Annotated in this window: 13 protein-coding genes; 8 read left to right on the top strand and 5 right to left on the bottom strand. The window is 70.6% G+C overall.

Going from position 1 to position 17,198, the window contains the following annotated elements:
• The first annotated feature begins 40 nt into the window (after positions 1-40).
• From AB0L06_RS18395 to AB0L06_RS18405, 3 genes are all read left to right on the top strand, one after another.
• Positions 41-1,054 carry an ABC transporter permease gene (locus AB0L06_RS18395; protein ID WP_500232214.1) on the top strand — a complete coding sequence of 338 codons (1,014 nt, stop codon included), beginning with the start codon at positions 41-43 and terminating at the stop codon, positions 1,052-1,054.
• Positions 1,054-2,145 carry an ABC transporter ATP-binding protein gene (locus AB0L06_RS18400; RefSeq protein ID WP_500232215.1) on the top strand — a complete coding sequence of 364 codons (1,092 nt, stop codon included), beginning with the start codon at positions 1,054-1,056 and terminating at the stop codon, positions 2,143-2,145. The genes AB0L06_RS18395 and AB0L06_RS18400 overlap by 1 nt, the downstream gene beginning before the upstream one ends.
• Before the next feature lie 109 nt (positions 2,146-2,254).
• Positions 2,255-3,367, top strand: a complete 1,113-nt coding sequence (locus AB0L06_RS18405; RefSeq protein WP_500232216.1) for an ABC transporter ATP-binding protein — start codon at positions 2,255-2,257, stop codon at positions 3,365-3,367.
• A gap of 149 nt (positions 3,368-3,516) precedes the next feature.
• Here AB0L06_RS18405 and AB0L06_RS18410 read toward each other — a convergent pair whose 3' ends face one another.
• From AB0L06_RS18410 to AB0L06_RS18430, 5 genes are all read right to left on the bottom strand, one after another.
• Positions 3,517-6,012 carry an ABC transporter permease gene (locus AB0L06_RS18410; RefSeq protein ID WP_500232519.1) on the bottom strand — a complete coding sequence of 832 codons (2,496 nt, stop codon included), beginning with the start codon at positions 6,010-6,012 and terminating at the stop codon, positions 3,517-3,519.
• Positions 6,013-6,023: 11 nt separating this feature from the next.
• Positions 6,024-6,818, bottom strand: coding sequence for an ABC transporter ATP-binding protein (locus AB0L06_RS18415; RefSeq protein ID WP_500232217.1), 795 nt, complete (start codon positions 6,816-6,818; stop codon positions 6,024-6,026).
• A gap of 371 nt (positions 6,819-7,189) precedes the next feature.
• Positions 7,190-7,870 (bottom strand): response regulator, encoded by a 681-nt coding sequence (locus AB0L06_RS18420; protein ID WP_500232218.1) that lies wholly within the window; start codon positions 7,868-7,870, stop codon positions 7,190-7,192.
• A gap of 55 nt (positions 7,871-7,925) precedes the next feature.
• Positions 7,926-9,143 carry a sensor histidine kinase gene (locus AB0L06_RS18425; protein WP_500232219.1) on the bottom strand — a complete coding sequence of 406 codons (1,218 nt, stop codon included), beginning with the start codon at positions 9,141-9,143 and terminating at the stop codon, positions 7,926-7,928.
• Between the two features lie 211 nt (positions 9,144-9,354).
• On the bottom strand, positions 9,355-10,386 hold the full coding sequence (locus AB0L06_RS18430; protein WP_500232220.1) for a RecB family exonuclease: 1,032 nt from the start codon (positions 10,384-10,386) through the stop codon (positions 9,355-9,357).
• An 88-nt stretch (positions 10,387-10,474) separates the two neighbouring features.
• Here AB0L06_RS18430 and AB0L06_RS18435 point away from each other — a divergent pair, with 88 nt between their 5' ends.
• From AB0L06_RS18435 to AB0L06_RS18455, 5 genes are all read left to right on the top strand, one after another.
• Positions 10,475-11,860, top strand: coding sequence for a site-2 protease family protein (locus AB0L06_RS18435; RefSeq protein ID WP_500232221.1), 1,386 nt, complete (start codon positions 10,475-10,477; stop codon positions 11,858-11,860).
• Between the two features lie 62 nt (positions 11,861-11,922).
• Positions 11,923-12,921, top strand: coding sequence for a tRNA (adenine-N1)-methyltransferase (locus tag AB0L06_RS18440; protein WP_500232222.1), 999 nt, complete (start codon positions 11,923-11,925; stop codon positions 12,919-12,921).
• Positions 12,922-13,203: 282 nt separating this feature from the next.
• A complete protein-coding gene (arc, locus tag AB0L06_RS18445) occupies positions 13,204-14,967 on the top strand; it encodes a proteasome ATPase (RefSeq protein WP_500232223.1) in 1,764 nt (587 codons plus the stop codon).
• Between the two features lie 227 nt (positions 14,968-15,194).
• Positions 15,195-16,712, top strand: a complete 1,518-nt coding sequence (gene dop, locus AB0L06_RS18450; RefSeq protein ID WP_500232224.1) for a depupylase/deamidase Dop — start codon at positions 15,195-15,197, stop codon at positions 16,710-16,712.
• A 263-nt stretch (positions 16,713-16,975) separates the two neighbouring features.
• On the top strand, positions 16,976-17,185 hold the full coding sequence (locus AB0L06_RS18455) for a ubiquitin-like protein Pup (RefSeq protein ID WP_253882794.1): 210 nt from the start codon (positions 16,976-16,978) through the stop codon (positions 17,183-17,185).
• Positions 17,186-17,198 lie beyond the last annotated feature (13 nt).

Consider the following 17,198-nt stretch of genomic DNA (forward strand, 5'->3'; position numbering starts at 1 on the left):
CCCACCGGTCAGCTCTGGTCGGCGGGCGGTGCCGCGCATTGTGTTCGCATATCTCATCAGACGCGTCATCGGGGCCGTCCTCATGCTGGTGATCGTCAGCATGGTGGTGTTCGGCATCTTCTTCGGCATCCCGAAGCTCGCCGGGCAGAGCAACGACCAGCTCGCCGCCTCCTTCGTCGGCAAGGCCCCCACCGCGGAGGCGATCGCACAGACCAAGCACCGGCTCAATCTGGACAAGCCGATCTGGGTCCAGTACGGCAAGTGGGTCAAGGGTGTCGTCATCGGGCAGGACTTCAACAACGGCCCGTCCGTCGAGCACTGCTCGTCCCCGTGCTTCGGCTACTCGTTCAAGACCAACCAGGCCGTCCTCCCGCAGCTGGAGGACCGCGCGCCGGCGACCCTGTCGCTCGCCGCGGGCGCCGCGGTGATCTGGCTGATCTCCGGTGTCTCGATCGGTGTCCTGTCGGCGCTCAAGCGCGGCAGCATCTGGGACCGCATCACGATGGTGATCGCGCTCGGCGGCGTGTCGCTGCCGATCTACTTCACCGGCCTGCTCGCCCTGGCGATCTTCTCCTACAAGCTCGACCTGCTCCCGGGCGGCGGCAGTTACGTGCCGTTCTCGCAGGACCCCGCGACATGGTTCCAGTCGCTGATCCTCCCATGGACGACGCTGGCGTTCCTCTACGCGGCGACCTACGCGCGGCTCACCCGCGCCGGCATGCTGGAGACGCTCGGCGAGGACTACATCCGCACCGCGCGGGCCAAGGGCCTGCCCGAGCGGACGGTCATCACCAAGCACGCGCTGCGCTCCACCCTGACCCCCATCCTCACGATCTTCGGCATGGACATCGGCCTGCTGCTCGGCGGCGCGGTGCTGACCGAGCACACCTTCGGCATCGCCGGGCTCGGGCAGCTGTCCATCGACGGCATCACCGGCAACGACCTGCCCGTCGTTCTCGGCGTGACCCTGATCGCCGCGCTGTTCATCGTGCTGGCGAACCTGATCGTGGACCTGCTGTACGCGGTCGTCGACCCGAGAGTGAGGCTGGGCTGATGAGTGACGCCAAGCGTCCCGCGGAGACCCTGAGCGGCGGGCCGGCGGAGGTCGCGGCGGGTTCCGCGCCGTCCTCGGCCTTCCTGGAACTGCGCGACCTGAAGATCCACTTTCCGACCGACGACGGCCTGGTCAAGTCCGTCGACGGCCTGTCGTTCAAGCTGGAGCGGGGCAAGACCCTCGGCATCGTGGGCGAGTCCGGCTCCGGCAAGTCGGTGACCAGCCTCGGCATCCTCGGCCTGCACAACCGCCGCAACGCCAAGGTGTCCGGCGAGATCTGGCTGGACGGCACCGAGCTGGTGTCGGCGTCGGAGGAGCAGGTCCGCAAGCTCCGCGGCCGGAACATGGCGATGATCTTCCAGGATCCGCTGTCGTCGATGCACCCCTTCTACACCGTCGGCGCGCAGATCATCGAGGCGTACCGGGTGCACCACAAGGTGTCGAAGTCGGTCGCGCGCAAGCACGCGATCGACATGCTCGGCCGCGTCGGCATCCCGAAGCCGGACAAGCGGGTGGACGACTACCCGCACCAGTTCTCCGGCGGCATGCGGCAGCGCGCGATGATCGCGATGGCGCTGTCCTGCGACCCGGAGCTGCTGATCGCCGACGAGCCGACCACCGCGCTCGACGTGACGGTGCAGGCGCAGATCCTGGACCTGATCCGGGACCTGCAGCAGGAGTTCAACTCCGCGATCATCATGATCACCCACGACCTGGGTGTGACGGCGGAGCTGAGCGACGACGTGCTGGTCATGTACGGCGGCCGGTGCATCGAGAAGGGCACCGCGAACGAGGTGTTCCACGAGCCGGAGCACCCCTACACCTGGGGCCTGCTCGGGTCGATGCCGCGTCTGGACCGGGGCCGCAGCGAGCGGCTCCAGCCGATCCCCGGGTCTCCGCCCAGCCTGATCAACCTGCCGTCGGGGTGCGCGTTCAACCCGCGCTGCCCCTACTCGGACCAGACCGACGGGCTCAGCACCAGCGAGCGGCCGGAGCTGCGCGAGAGCGCCACGGGGCACCTGGTGGCCTGCCACCTGCACGCGGACCGGCGGCGGCAGATCTTCACCGAAGAGATCCGGCCGAAGCTGTGACCCCGCGCATGGCGCACGCCGGAGCCGAACCGGCCCGGCGTGCCCTGCTCGTGGAGACCGGCGCACACCCGGGGGACCCGCTCCCCCCTAGCAAGATCGCGGAGACATCGTGAGCACATCGCAGAGCCCAGCGGGCGCCGGGGACGCCGCGGCCGCGCCGGGCGCCAACGCCAAGCCCGTCCGGACGGGCGAGCCCCTGCTCGAAGTGACCGACCTGCGCAAGCACTTCCCGGTGACCGCCGGGCTGCTGCGCCGGCAGGTCGCCACCGTCAAGGCGGTCGACGGGGTGAGCTTCTCGGTCCACAAGGGCGAGACGCTCGGCCTGGTGGGGGAGTCCGGCTGTGGCAAGACCACGACCGGCCGGATGATCATGAAGTTGCTGGAGTCTACCTCGGGGAAGATCAACTTCGAGGGCCACGACATCACCAAGTACTCCCAGGGCAAGATGCGTCCGCTCCGGCGGGACATCCAGATGATCTTCCAGGACCCCTACTCGTCGCTGAACCCGCGCAAGACGGTCGGCGCGATCGTCGGGGCCCCGTACCGCCTGCAGAACATCGAGACCGAGAACGGCGTCAAGAAGGCCGTTCAGGACCTGCTGGAAATGGTCGGGCTCAACCCCGAGCACTACAACCGGTACCCGCACGAGTTCTCCGGCGGTCAGCGGCAGCGCATCGGCATCGCCCGGACGCTGGCGCTCAAGCCGAAGCTGATCGTCGCGGACGAGCCGGTGTCGGCGCTGGACGTGTCGGTGCAGGCGCAGGTCGTGAACCTGCTGGAGGACCTCCAGGACGAGCTCGACCTCACCTACGTGGTGATCGCGCACGACCTGTCGGTCGTCCGGCACATCTCCGACCGGGTCGCGGTCATGTACCTCGGCAAGCTGGTCGAGATCGCCGACCGGGACGACCTGTACGAGCGCCCCATGCACCCGTACACCACCGCGCTGCTGTCGGCGGTGCCGGTGCCCGACCCCGCCCAGCGTGAGGGACGGGACCGGATCCGCCTGCAGGGCGACGTGCCGAGCCCGCTCGACCCGCCGCCCGCCTGCCGCTTCCACACCCGGTGCTGGAAGGCGCAGGACATCTGCAAGCAGGTCGAGCCGCCGCTGGTCGAGCTGTCGCCCGGCCACATGACGGCGTGCCACTTCCCGGAGAACACCACGGTGTCGGAGACCGACGTGGTCGCCAAGGCCGCCGTGGTCTCCCCGGAGGTCGACTGACGGTCCGCGGGACGGGACGACCGGGAGCTCGTCCCGTCCCGCACCGCCCCGCGGACACGGCAGGCGCCACCCGCACAGAAGCGACCGGCCCGTACGGATCCCCTCCGTACGGGCCGGTCGCTTCTCTGCTGTTCCCTATCCCCGCGGGGTCAGTCGGTGGAGATCGCCTTGAGGACGTCCATCCGCCCGGCGCGCCACGCGGGCCACAGCGCCGCCAGGACGCCGATCACCGCCGCCACGACCAGGTACCCCACCAGCGTCCCGACCGGCACCGACAGGACGTTCAGGCCGTCCTTGCGCAGCGCGTGCTGCAGCGCCGCGCCGAACGCCACCCCGATGCCGATGCCGAGCACCGCGCCGAACACCGCGATCACCACCGACTCCGCGCGGATCATCCGGCGCAGCTGCCGGCGGCTGATCCCGATCGCGCGCAGCAGCCCGATCTCCCGGGTCCGCTCGATCACCGACAGCGCCAGCGTGTTGATCACACCCACCGCCGCGATGATCACCGACATGACCAGCAGGATCGTCAGGAACGTCACGAACCCGTCGACCTGCTTGCGCGCGTCGGCCTTCAGGCCCGCCTGGTCCTGCACCTTCACGTCCGGACGCGCCGACAGCGTCCTCAGCAGCGCGTCCTTGGTCGCAGCGCCCGCCTTGTCCGCGTTCACGATGATCACCTCGACGGACGGGTCCGTCGTGTGCGCCAGGTAGGCGCCCTGCGAGATCACCCGTCCGCCCAGGAACTGGTTCTTGGCGTACACGCCGCCGACGCGCAGCGTCTCGCTCTTCCCGTCCGGGAACAGCATCGGCACGGGCGACCCCACCGACAGCGAGTTCTTCTTCGCGGTGTCCTCGTCCACCAGCATCCCGTCACGGCCGACCGTCCCGGACCCCGACACGATCTTCGCGCGGGTGCCGCTCAGCATCTCCGCCGTGTCGCCGGCCGCGTACCGAACGCGCTTCCCGGAGACCTTCGCGCTCCCCGAGTACATCGCGCCAGCGTCCTTCACGCCGCTGGTCGCCTTCACCTTCGCGACCAGGTCCGTCGACAGGCCGCCCGCGCCGGTCGGCTCGATCACGTAGTCCGCGCCGAACTGCGTGTCGACCTGCGACTCCACCGACGACCGCATCGACGACCCGAGGACGTTCACCGCCGTGATCAGCGCCAGGCCGATCATCAGCGCGGACGCCGTCGCCGCCGTCCGCCGCGGGTTCCGCAGCGCGTTCTGCCGCGCCAGCCGGCCCGGCGTCCGCAGCAGCCGCGCGAACGGCCACCCCAGCACCCGCACCACCGGCTTGCTGATCACCGGGGCGAGCAGCGCCACCCCGAGGAACACCGCGAACGCGCCCACGCCGACCAGCACCGCCGCGTTCGAGGCGTGCCCGGACAGGCCGAGGCCCATCAGCGCCGCGCCCGCCAGCGTCAGCAGCGACCCGATCGCCAGCCGGATCCGCATCGACCGCTGCGGCAGCGCCACGTCGTCGCGCATCGCCGCGACCGGCGGCACCTTCGCCGCGCGCCGCGCCGGGAAGTACGCCGACACGACCGTCACGACGATCCCGACCACGTACGACCAGATCACCGGCGTCGCCGTGAACGTCAGCTTGCCGCCGCCACCGGTCGTGGACTGCAGCAGCTCCGCCAGCCCGACACCGGCGGCGAGGCCCAGCGACGACCCGACGAACCCGACCGCGACCGCCTCGCCGATCACCGCCCGCGTCACCTGCGACCGGCCCGCGCCGATCGCCCGCAGCAGCGCCAGCTCACGCGTCCGCTGCGCCACCAGCATCGAGAAGGTGTTGAAGATGATGAACGCGCCCACGAAGATCGAGATCAGCGCGAACACCAGCAGGAACGTCCGGAAGAACCCGAGGAACGACGCCACCTGGGACTTGTTCTCGTCCCGCAGCTTGGTGCCCGTCACGGCCTCCGTGCCGCTCGGCAGGACCTTCGCGACCCGGTCCCGCAGCGTCACCTCGTCCGGGCCGGTCGACCCCGCCCGGATCTCGGTGAAGTAGCCCGGCTTCAGCAGCAGCCGCTGCGCGGTCGGGGTGTCGAACGCGACGAGCGTCGACCCCATCATGTCGCCGATGTCGGCGGTCCCGACCAGCGTCGCCCGCTGCGGCCCCGACTTCACCAGCACCGTCACCTGGTCGCCGACGGCGAACCCGGCCTTCTTCGCCGACGCCTTGTCGATCACGACCTCGCCCGCGGCCGCCGGGGCCCGCCCCGACGCCAGCCGCGCGATCCCGTCGCCCGTCCAGTTCGTGCCGAGCTGCGGCGGGCCGTTCTGGCCCGACCCGACGATCTTCCCGTTCTTACCGACCAGCGCCGCGTACCCGTCGACGGTCCCCACCGGGTCCTTCACACCCGGCACCGACCGCACCCTCGCCAGCACCGACGCCTGCAGCGGCGGCCGCGCGTCCTGCCCGTCACCGCCCGAATCCACCACCTTCGCGGCCCGGACGTCCACCGCGACGTTCTTCCCGATCCGGTTGAACAGATCGTCGAACTTCCCGTTCATCGTGTCGGTGAACACCAGCGTCCCCGCCACGAACGCCACACCGAGGATCACCGCGACGGCCGTCAGCACCAGCCTGATCTTGTGCGCGGCGAGGTTGCGCAGCGTCACCCGCGCCATCGGAACCGAATTCATCGCGCCCCGACCCCCGGCAGCTCGAAGCCCTTCATCCGCTCCAGCACGCGCTCGGCCGTCGGCTGCTGCATCGTGTCGACGATCTGCCCGTCGGTCAGGAACAGCACCTGGTCGGAGTACGCCGCCGCGGACGGGTCATGGGTGACCATCACGATCGTCTGCCCCATCTCCCGCACCGAGTCCCGCAGGAACGACAGCACCTCGGCCCCCGACCGCGAGTCCAGGTTCCCGGTCGGCTCGTCCGCGAAGATGATCTCCGGGCGGGACGCCAGCGCCCGCGCGCACGCCACCCGCTGCTGCTGGCCGCCCGACAGCTCCGACGGACGGTGCTTCAGCCGCGGCCGCAACCCCACCGTGTCGATCACCCGGTCCAGCCACTCGGGGTCCGGGCGGCGGCCCGCGATGTCCATCGGCAGCGTGATGTTCTCCAGCGCCGTCAGCGTCGGCACCAGGTTGAACGCCTGGAAGATGAACCCGATCTTGTCCCGGCGCAGCCGCGTCAGCTGCTTGTCCCGCAGCTTGGTCAGCTCGGTGTCCCCGATGAACACCTCGCCCTCCGACACCGCGTCCAGCCCCGCCATGCAGTGCATCAGCGTCGACTTGCCCGACCCCGACGGCCCCATGATGGCCGTGAACCGGCCCTTGGGGATCCCGACGGTCACACCGTCCAACGCGATCACGCGGGCGTCGCCCGAGCCGTACACCTTGGAGATCCGGTGCGCTCGCGCGGCGAAGTCCCCCGCCCCGGGCGCGGGTGCCGCGTCGCTTGTCGAGCGGGCGGAATCAGTCACGTGAACTCCTCCTGAGTCATGTGGCGGCACCGTCGCGGAACCGGCCATGGACGGACCGGCGAGGTGGTGATCCGGCCCACACGAAACAGTAGAAGTTACAGCGCTTCGGAGGATGACCCGACGGAACGGACTTTCGACTCCACCCAGGGCAGGAGGCGTCCACCCACCCTCGTCCGTGGGGAGTAGACCACCCTGAGACGCACCCGGGGGAAACCGATCAGGGACATCTCAGGGGCACCTCGCCAGGACGAACCGGACGAGCACGCCGATCCGCCCCGGACGGCCCCCCTCACACCACGGTGGCACCGCCGCGTGACCCCGCGGTGGCACCGCCGACGGGCCGGAGGACCACCGCTGACCGAGCCGGAGGGCTACTGCTGGCCCGGGCGGCTCATGCCCGTCTCGTACGCGTACACCACGGCCTGCACCCGGTCCCGCAACCCCAGCTTCGCCAGGACGTTCCCCACGTGCGTCTTCACCGTCGTCTCACTCACCACCAGATCGGCGGCGATCTCCGCGTTCGACTGCCCGCGCGCCACATGCGACAGCACCTCGCGCTCCCGCTCGGTCAACGTGTCCAGCCCCGGCGGGGGAGAGGCGTCCCGCACCGCCGGCAGCCGCGTCGCGAACCGGTCCAGCAGCCGCCGCGTCACACTCGGCGCCACGATCGCGTCACCCGCCGCCACGATCCGGATCGCCGTCACCAGATCCTCCGGCGGCGAGTCCTTCAGCAGGAACCCGCTCGCCCCCGCCCGCACCGCCTCGATCACGTACTCGTCCAGATCGAACGTCGTCAGGATCAGCACCCGCGGATCATGCGACGCCGCACCGTCCCGGATGATCCGCCGCGTCGCCTCGATCCCGTCCACACCCGGCATCCGGATGTCCATCAGCACCACGTCCGGCAGCAGCGACCGCGTCAGCTCCACCGCCGCCGCGCCGTCCCCCGCCTCACCGACCACCGCCAGGTCGGGCTCGGCCTCAAGGATCAGCCGGAACCCCGTCCGCAGCAACGGCTGGTCGTCCACCAGCAGCACCCGCACCGTGCTCACGCCGCCACCGTCCCGTCCCTCAACGCACTCCACGATCCCGCCACCTTACGCGCCGTCACGCCGACAGCGGGAACCGGGCCCGCACCCCGAAACCCCCGCCGACCCGCGGCCCGATCCGCAGCTCGCCCCCGTACAACGCCACCCGCTCGTACATCCCCACCAGCCCATGCCCCGGCTTGTCGCCGTTGTCCGCCACGATCGTCGCCGTACCGCGCCCGTCATCCTCGATCTCCACCGTCAGGTCCTCCGCCGAGTACCGCAACCGCACCCACGCCCGCGCCTGCGGACCCGCGTGCTTCAACGTGTTCGTCAACGCCTCCTGGATCAGCCGGAACGCCGCCACGTCCACCCCCGGCGACGGCGTCCGCGCCTCACCCTCGATCCACAACTGCACCGACAGGCCCGTCTCCCGCACATGGTCGAGCAGCTCCCCGAGATCACCCAGCCCCGGCTGCGGCGCCAGCTCACCCTTCGCCAGCTCGTCCCGGTCCGTCCGCAGCACCCCCACGATCCGCCGCATCTCGCTCAGCGCCGTCCGCCCGACCTCCTCGATCGTGGACATCGCCTCCCGCGCGCCCCCCGGATCCCGGTCGATGATCCGCCGAGCCGCCCCCGCCTGCACCGTCATCACGCTCACATGGTGTGCCACCACGTCGTGCAGCTCCCGCGCGATCCTGGACCGCTCCTCGACCCGCGCCGCCCGCGCGTCCGACCCCCGCGCCCGCTCCAGCCGGGCCGCCCGGTTCTCCAACTCCGTGAAGTACGCCCGCCGCATCCGCAGATTCCGGCCCAGCGACCACACGCCGACCAGCAGCGCGTTGTTCGTCAGGAACTCCAGCAGCGTCGGCTGCATCGGGAACGTCAGCAACAGCCCGTTGAACCCGACGAGCGCCACCACCCCGCCCAGCGCGCTGTGCGCCAGCGCCCGGTGCGCCGCCACGCTGTACACCGCGACCATGAACGACACCGTGTCCGGGATCGACGGCACGTACCGCCACGTCGCCAGCAGGCACTCCCCGGCCAGGACGATCCCCAGCGTCGTCAGCGGGAACCGCTGCCGCAGCACCAGCATCGACGTCACCGCCGTCACCAGCACCGCCTGCCGCGCGTCCGGCGCGGCGAACAACCGCAACTCCGTCGCGGAACGGTCCGTCAGGAACAATTCCGGCAGCCCCACGGCCAGCAGCGCGAGCGCCAGCACGGCGTCGGCCGCCTGCGGCCGCGCCGCCAGCCAGGCACGGAAGGTGCGAAGACCACGGATGCGGGGTGACACGCCTCAACCCTAGGAGGTCACACCAGGTCGATTGCCCTCCTGAGCGGCGATCCGCACTCCTCCCCAAGAAGGAGGAACGACGCCCCGGCGCGGTACGCGAGGCTCAGACACCGCGCCCACACCGCCCACCGCCCGGGCACACCACGCCTCGAATCCCGGAATGACGCGCCTCGAGGCCGACGACGCGGGAAACGGGGCCCGCGACCGGGGATCAGAGATCGTCGAGACCCGGCGACGGCTCCGGCACCACCACGTCCCGCCGGGCCACCGGCCCCGTCGGCAGAGGCGGCGGCGTCCCCCCGAACTCCGGGCACCGCTGCCGATGATCACACCAGTCGCACAGCCTGGACGGCCGAGGACGCCACTCACCCGACTCCGTCGCCCGGCGGATCGCCAGCCACAGCGCCTCCACCTTCCGCTGCGTCGCCCGCAGATCCGCCTCGTCGGGCGCGTACCGCAGGACCTCGCCGTTCTTCAGGTACATCAACTGCAGCAACCGCGGCACCTCGCCCCGCAACCGCCACAGCACCAGCGCGTAGAACTTCATCTGGAACAACGCCCGCGCCTCGAACTCCGCGCGCGGCGCCGACCCCGTCTTGTAGTCCACGACCCGGACCTCACCCGTCGGCGCCACGTCCAGCCGGTCGATGTACCCCCGCAGCCGCAACCCCGAATCGAGCACCGTCTCCACGAACAGCTCACGCTCCGCCGGCTCGAGCCGACGCGGATCCTCCAGCGAGAAGTACGACTCCACCATCCGCCGCGCCTCCGCCAGCCAGCCCTCCCGCTCGGCGTCGCCCTCCGCGTCCGCCTCGAACAGGGCCAGCAGCTCCGGCTTCTCCTCGCACAGCCGCTCCCACTCCGGGCCCAGCAGCTCCAGCGCCGCCGCCGGGGTGCGGCCCGCCGTCGGCAGGTCGTACAGCCGCTCCAGGACCGCGTGCACCAGCGTGCCCCGCACCGCCGCCGGGCTCGGCTTCTCCGGGATCTTGTCGATCACCCGGAACCGGTACAGCAGCGGACACGTCATGAAATCGCCCGCCCGGGACGGAGACAGCGACCCCGTCACCTCGGGATCGACCGCCCCCGCGGGCCCGTCCACGACCACCGCCGCCGGCCCGCCCGGCTCTCCTTCCGGCTTCCCGCCCGCCGCGCCCGGATCCCGGCCCGGTGCCGCCTCCGGCGCCGCCCCGTCCGCCGTTCCCGCCGCGCTCGCCGTCCCGCTCCCGGCCCCGGTCGTCGTCATGCCCAGCAAGGGTAGGCGACCCCGCCGACGAAATCCCGCACCGCCCGGACGAGCGGAACCCCTTCTCCGGGGCCGTAGCATCGACAACGTGACTGACAGCGCACCCGTGACCGACGGCGGCAGCGGCCCCAACGGCTCCGGACCCTCCGGAGACCCCGTCGGCCGCCCCACCGGCGCCCCGGCCGACGGCCCGGCCCCCGGGCCCACCGCCCCGGCCGACCACGAGGCGGGCGGCCCCGACACCACCCCGCCCGGCGGCCCCGCCGGCGCTGCGTCCAACGGCCCCGGCGGCCCGTCCAACGGCCCCGGCAGCGCCCACGGCCCCTCAGACACGCCCTCCAACGACGGCCCCCAGGACGAACCGCCCACACGGCGCCCACCCGGCATCCCCATGGGCCGCCCCTTCGGCGTCCCCGTCTACGTCTCACCCAGCTGGTTCCCCATCGCGCTGCTCGTCACCGTCATGTTCGAAGGCCAGGTCCACGACGCCATCGGACGCCCCGCCAGCTACCTCGTCGCGTTCACCTACGCCCTCCTGCTCTACGGCTCGGTGTTCGTCCACGAACTCAGCCACGCCGTCACCGCCCGCAGCCTCGGCCTGCCCGTCCGCTCCGTCACCCTCAACATCCTCGGCGGCGAGACCTCCATCGGACGCGAAGCCCCCACACCCGGCCGCGAATTCCTCATCGCCTTCGCCGGCCCCCTGGTCAACTTCGTCCTCGCCGCCCTCGGCATCGCCGCCCACTACCTGCTGCCGCTGCCACCCGTCGCCGGACTCCTCGTCGACGCCCTCACCATCGCCAACCTCCTCGTCGGCGTCTTCAACCTCCTGCCCGGCCTCCCCCTGGACGGCGGGCGCCTCGTCCGCGCCGCCATCTGGAAGATCACCGGACACGCCCGCAGCGGAGCCGTCGCCGCCGCCTGGATCGGCCGTGCCGTCGCCGTCGCCTGCCTCCTCACCGGCGTCTGGCTCGCCTCCCTGCCCGGACGCGGCTTCGGCTGGCTCGCCCTGCTCTGGTCCGCCATGGTCGCCTCCACCATCTGGATCGGCGCCACCCACGCCCTCCGCGCCGAACGCGTCCGCGACCGCATCCCCCTGCTGTCCGCGCGCCGCCTCGCCCGCCGCGCCACCCTCGTCACCACCGACACCCCCCTCGCCGAAGCCGTCCGCCGCGCCCACGAGGCCCAGGCCGGAGCCCTCGTCGTCACCGACCACGACGGCCGCCCCCTCGGCCTCGTCAGCGAGAAGGCCGTCAACGCCACCCCCGAACAGCGCCGCCCCTGGATCACCGTCGGCGACCTGTCCCGCGGCCTCGAACCCGACCTGTTCCTCCCCGTCGACCTCACCGGGGAAGCCCTGATCAACGCCCTCCGGCGCGCCCCCGCCACCGAATACCTGCTCCTCGAACCCGACGGCGGCGTCTACGGCGTCCTCGCCATCGCCGACGTCGACCGCGCCTTCGCCGGAATCTGACCCCGCCGCACCCCCACCCGGACGCCCCGAGCGGTCCCGCGGGCCCGCTAGCCTTGACGTCCATGAGCGAACCCACGCCGCCGACCTCGGGCGACACCAGCACCACCTCCGCGCAGGCCCCGGCCACCGGCCGGATCCCGCACGGCCCCTTCCGCCCCGGCGACCAGGTTCAGCTCACCGACCCCAAGGGCCGCATCAACACCATCACCCTCCAGCCCGGGAAGCAGTACCACTCCCACAAGGGCAGCATCGAGCACGACACCGTCATCGGCAGCCCCGAAGGCAGCGTCTTCCGCTCCAGCGGCGGCGTCGAATACCTCGCCTTCCGCCCCCTGCTGTCCGACTTCGCCGTCCGCATGCCCCGCGGCGCCGCCGTCGTCTACCCCAAGGACGCCGCCCAGATCGTCGCCCAGGCCGACATCTTCCCCGGCGCCCGCGTCATCGAGGCCGGCGCCGGATCCGGCGCCCTCTCCTGCTTCCTCCTCCGCGCCGTCGGCGAACACGGCACCCTCTCCTCCTACGAGCGGCGCCCCGACTTCGCCGACATCGCCCGCGCCAACGTCGAGAAGTTCTTCGGCGGCCCCCACCCGTCTTGGAAGCTCACCGTCGGCTCCCTCGAGGACTCCCTCACCGAGACCGAGGTCGACCGCGTCGTCCTCGACATGCTCGCCCCCTGGGAGACCGTCGACGCCGTCGCCAAGGCCCTCATCCCCGGCGGCCTCGTCTGCGCCTACATCGCCACCACCACCCAGATGTCGCGCATCGTTGAGGAACTCCGCGGCCACGGCGCCTTCGCCGAGCCCTACGCCTTCGAGACCATGCTCCGCTCCTGGCACGTCGAGGGCCTCGCCGTCCGCCCCGACCACCGCATGATCGGCCACACCGGCTTCCTCGTCACCGCCCGCCGCCTCGCCGACGGCGTCACCCCGCCCCTGCGCCGCCGCCGCCCCGCCAAGGGCGCCCAGCCCGACACCGGCGCCCCGGACGGCACGCCCACCGCCGCGGACACCACCCCCGCGGCGAACACGACTCCCGCCACGCCCGGCGACGACGAGTCCTAGATCACAATCCGATCACCGGCGCCCCACCCGGCGCCCATCCCCCACCCGACACGCCCGCACCCGACACCACACCCGCCGAACTCGGCAAACACCCTCCCAAGCACCCTCCAAGCCGCCCCCGCCGTCGCGCACCGCGACCGGAACCACCCCGCCACGCCCCCGGCCCGCCCCCGCCCGGACGACCCCGGCACGACACGAACACCGAATGGGCAGGTTACGGAAGCCCTCCAGATAGGTAGGGTCTCAGTAGGTCGTCGGCTCTTCGTGAGGAGGTGACGGGGCGTGGCCGCTCGTGACGAAGCTGGGGCGCGCAAGGCGCAGCACGAAAAGGAGGTTCGAGACCTCCAGACGCAGGTGTCCTTCCTGGAGGAGGAGATCTCCGTGCTGCGCCGAAAGCTCGCGGAATCCCCGCGCCAAGTACGCGTACTGGAAGAACGTCTCCACGAGGCACAAGCAAACCTGGCCGCCGTGACAGGCCAGAACGAACGACTCGTGGCGACCCTCAAGGAGGCCCGCGAACAGATCGTGGCCCTCAAGGAGGAGGTCGACCGGCTCGCACAACCACCATCCGGATTCGGTGTCTTCCTGGAAGCCCGCGACGACGGAACAGTCGACATCTTCACCGGCGGACGCAAACTTCGCGTGAACGTCAGCCCGGCCGTCGAGGTCGACGAACTCCAACGCGGCCAGGAAGTGATGCTCAACGAGGCCCTCAACGTCGTCGAGGCCCTCGAATTCGAAGAGCAGGGCGAAGTCGTCATGCTCAAGGAACTCTTCGACGACGGAGAACGCGCACTCGTCATCGCGCACGCCGACGAGGAACGCGTCATCAAACTCGCCGAACCCCTCCGCGGCGTCCCGCTCCGCCCCGGCGACTCCCTCATGCTCGAAACCCGCAGCGGGTACGCCTACGAGAAAATCCACAAGGCCGAGGTCGAAGAACTCGTCCTCGAAGAGGTCCCCGACATCTCCTACGAGGAGATCGGCGGACTCGGCCCCCAGATCGAGCAGATCCGCGACGCGGTCGAACTGCCCTACCTGCACGCCGACCTCTTCCGCGAACACCACCTCCGGCCCCCCAAGGGCGTCCTCCTCTACGGCCCCCCCGGATGCGGCAAGACCCTCATCGCCAAGGCCGTCGCGAACTCGCTCGCCAAGCAGGTCGCCGACAAGACCGGCCAAGAGGGCAAGAGCTTCTTCCTCAACATCAAGGGCCCCGAACTCCTCAACAAATACGTCGGCGAAACCGAACGCCACATCCGGCTCGTCTTCCAACGAGCCCGCGAGAAGGCGTCCGCCGGAACCCCCGTCATCGTCTTCTTCGACGAGATGGACTCCATCTTCCGCACCCGCGGATCCGGAGTCTCCTCCGACGTCGAGAACACCATCGTCCCCCAGCTCCTCAGCGAGATCGACGGCGTCGAGGGCCTGGAGAACGTCATCGTCATCGGCGCCTCCAACCGCGAGGACATGATCGACCCCGCGATCCTGCGGCCCGGCCGCCTCGACGTCAAAATCAAGATCGAACGCCCCGACGCCGAAGCCGCCAAGGACATCTTCTCCAAGTACATCCTCCCCGGACTCCCGCTCCACCCCGACGACCGCGCCGAACACGGCGACAGCCCCGACGCCACCGTCGAGGCCATGATCCAGCGCGTCGTCGAACGGATGTACACCGAAAGCGAGGAGAACCGCTTCCTCGAGGTCACCTACGCCAACGGCGACAAGGAAGTCCTCTACTTCAAGGACTTCAACTCCGGCGCCATGATCCAGAACATCGTCGACCGGGCCAAGAAAATGGCCATCAAGCAATTCCTCGACACCGGCCAGAAGGGCCTCCGAGTCGCCCACCTCCTCGCCGCCTGCGTCGACGAGTTCAGCGAGAACGAGGACCTGCCCAACACCACCAACCCCGACGACTGGGCCCGCATCTCCGGAAAGAAGGGCGAACGGATCGTCTACATCCGCACCCTCGTCTCCGGAAAACAGGGCGCCGAAGCCGGACGCTCCATCGACACCGTCGCCAACACCGGCCAATACCTGTAGCACCCGCCGGCACGACACACACCGACGGCGCGGCCCCTCACCCGGGGACCGCGCCGTCGGCGCGCCCACCCCCGAAACGCCCACGACGCGTCCACCACCAACACGCCCACGGCCCCGCCCACAGCTCACCCGCCGCCCCGGACCCGAGCCGACCGAAACCCACCACGCCGCAACACCGGACCCCGGCCCCATGGCTCCACCCCGCCCACCCCGATAGGCTCGACGATATGAGCGTTCGGCGGGTGATGGGCATCGAGACCGAGTACGGCATCTCCGTACCCGGCCAACCAGGGGCCAACGCGATGGTGACCTCCAGCCAGGTCGTCAACGCCTACCTCGCGGCATCGGCGGCACGAGCCAGAAGAGCACGCTGGGACTTCGAGGAGGAGAACCCCCTCCGCGACGCCCGCGGCTTCGACCTCGCCCGCGAGGTCGCCGATTCCACCCAACTCACCGACGAGGACCTCGGCCTCGCCAACGTCATCCTCACCAACGGCGCCCGGCTCTACGTCGACCACGCCCACCCCGAGTACTCCGCACCCGAGACCACCAACCCCCTCGACGCCGTCATCTGGGACAAAGCCGGAGAACGCGTCATGGCCGACGCCGCACACCGCGCCGGCCTCGTCCCCGGCACCCACCCCATCCAGCTCTACAAGAACAACACCGACAACAAGGGCGCCTCCTACGGCTGCCATGAGAACTACCTCATGAAGCGGGAGACCCCCTTCGCCGACATCGTCCGGCACCTCACCCCCTTCTTCGTCTCCCGCCAGGTCGTCACCGGCGCCGGCCGCGTCGGCATCGGCGTCGACGGCCGCGGCGACGGCTTCCAGATCAGCCAGCGCGCCGATTTCTTCGAAGTCGAGGTAGGCCTCGAGACCACGCTCAAGCGCCCCATCATCAACACCCGCGACGAACCCCACGCCGACCCCGAGAAATACCGGCGCCTCCACGTCATCATCGGCGACGCCAACATGAGCGAGATCTCCACCTACCTCAAACTCGGCACCACCGCCCTCGTCCTCGCCATGATCGAGGACGGCTTCCTCACCGTCGACCTCTCCGTCGACATGCCCGTCGCCGCACTCCGCGCCATCTCCCACGACCCCACCTGCAAACACCTCCTCACCCTCCGCGACGGCCGCAAGATGACCGCCGTCCAACTCCAGATGGAGTACCTCGAACAGTCCCGCAAGTACGTCGAGGACCGCTTCGGCGCCGACGTCGACGACATGACCAAGGACGTCCTCGACCGCTGGGAATCGGTCCTGCACCGCCTCGGCGACGACCCCATGCAGCTCTCCCGCGAACTCGACTGGGTCGCCAAACTCGAAATCCTCGAGGGCTACCGCAACCGCGACGGCCTCGACTGGTCCCACCCCCGCCTCCAGCTCGTCGACCTCCAGTACACCGACATCCGCCGCGGCAAGGGCCTCTACAACCGCCTCGCCGCCCGCGGACGCATGGAGCACCTCATCACCGAGGACCAGATCCGGCACGCCGTCGAGGAACCGCCCGAGGACACCCGCGCCTACTTCCGCGGCCGCTGCCTCAGCCAGTACGCCGACTCCGTCGCCGCCGCCTCCTGGGACTCGGTCATCTTCGACGTCCCCGGCCGCGAGTCCCTCCAGCGCGTCCCCACCCTGGAACCGCTCCGCGGCACCAGGCAGCACGTGGGCGCCCTGCTCGACCGCTGCCGCACCGCCGCCGACCTCGTCGCCACCCTCACCGGACACCGCTGACCAAGCCGGACGAAAGGCCCTCCCGGACGATGTCCGGGAGGGCCTTTTCGCATGCTCCGCAACCCGTCCTGCGCGGCGTCACGGAACGCCGTCGACCGACGCGGATTCGTGACCGGTATGCCCGTTTCAGTGGTTGCCGGACGGGCGATAACCCCACCAGGCCCCCCGCGTCGGCCGCCCGGCCTGACCTGGGCGTCGGTGCCCGCTCGCCGCCAGTGATCGGGGATAGGGTTGGGGGTACCGGCAGAGTGGAGGTACGGGACATGGCCACGAAGGACACCGGCGGTCAGAAGCAGACCACCCACCGCACTGAAGAGGTCGAGGAGACCCAGGCGGCCCCGGAAAGCGACGTCCAGGAAAGGCAGGAGAAGCTTTCGGACGATGTCGACGCAATTCTGGACGAAATCGACGAGGTCCTCGAGGAAAATGCGGAGGAATTTGTCCGTGGCTTCGTCCAGAAAGGCGGGGAGTGATCCGCATTTGTCC

It is taken from the genome of Spirillospora sp. NPDC052269 (genome assembly GCF_040679435.1).
Taxonomy (GTDB): Bacteria; Actinomycetota; Actinomycetes; order Streptosporangiales; family Streptosporangiaceae; genus Spirillospora.

Coding starts and splice junctions, on each gene's coding strand:
- AB0L06_RS18400 (WP_500232215.1), top strand. CDS start 1,054: ATGAGTGACGCCAAGCGTCCCGCGGAGACCCTGAGCGGCGGGCCGGCG.
- AB0L06_RS18455 (WP_253882794.1), top strand. CDS start 16,976: ATGGCCACGAAGGACACCGGCGGTCAGAAGCAGACCACCCACCGCACT.
- AB0L06_RS18410 (WP_500232519.1), bottom strand. CDS start 6,012: ATGGCGCGGGTGACGCTGCGCAACCTCGCCGCGCACAAGATCAGGCTG.
- AB0L06_RS18430 (WP_500232220.1), bottom strand. CDS start 10,386: ATGACGACGACCGGGGCCGGGAGCGGGACGGCGAGCGCGGCGGGAACG.
- AB0L06_RS18440 (WP_500232222.1), top strand. CDS start 11,923: ATGAGCGAACCCACGCCGCCGACCTCGGGCGACACCAGCACCACCTCC.
- dop (WP_500232224.1), top strand. CDS start 15,195: ATGAGCGTTCGGCGGGTGATGGGCATCGAGACCGAGTACGGCATCTCC.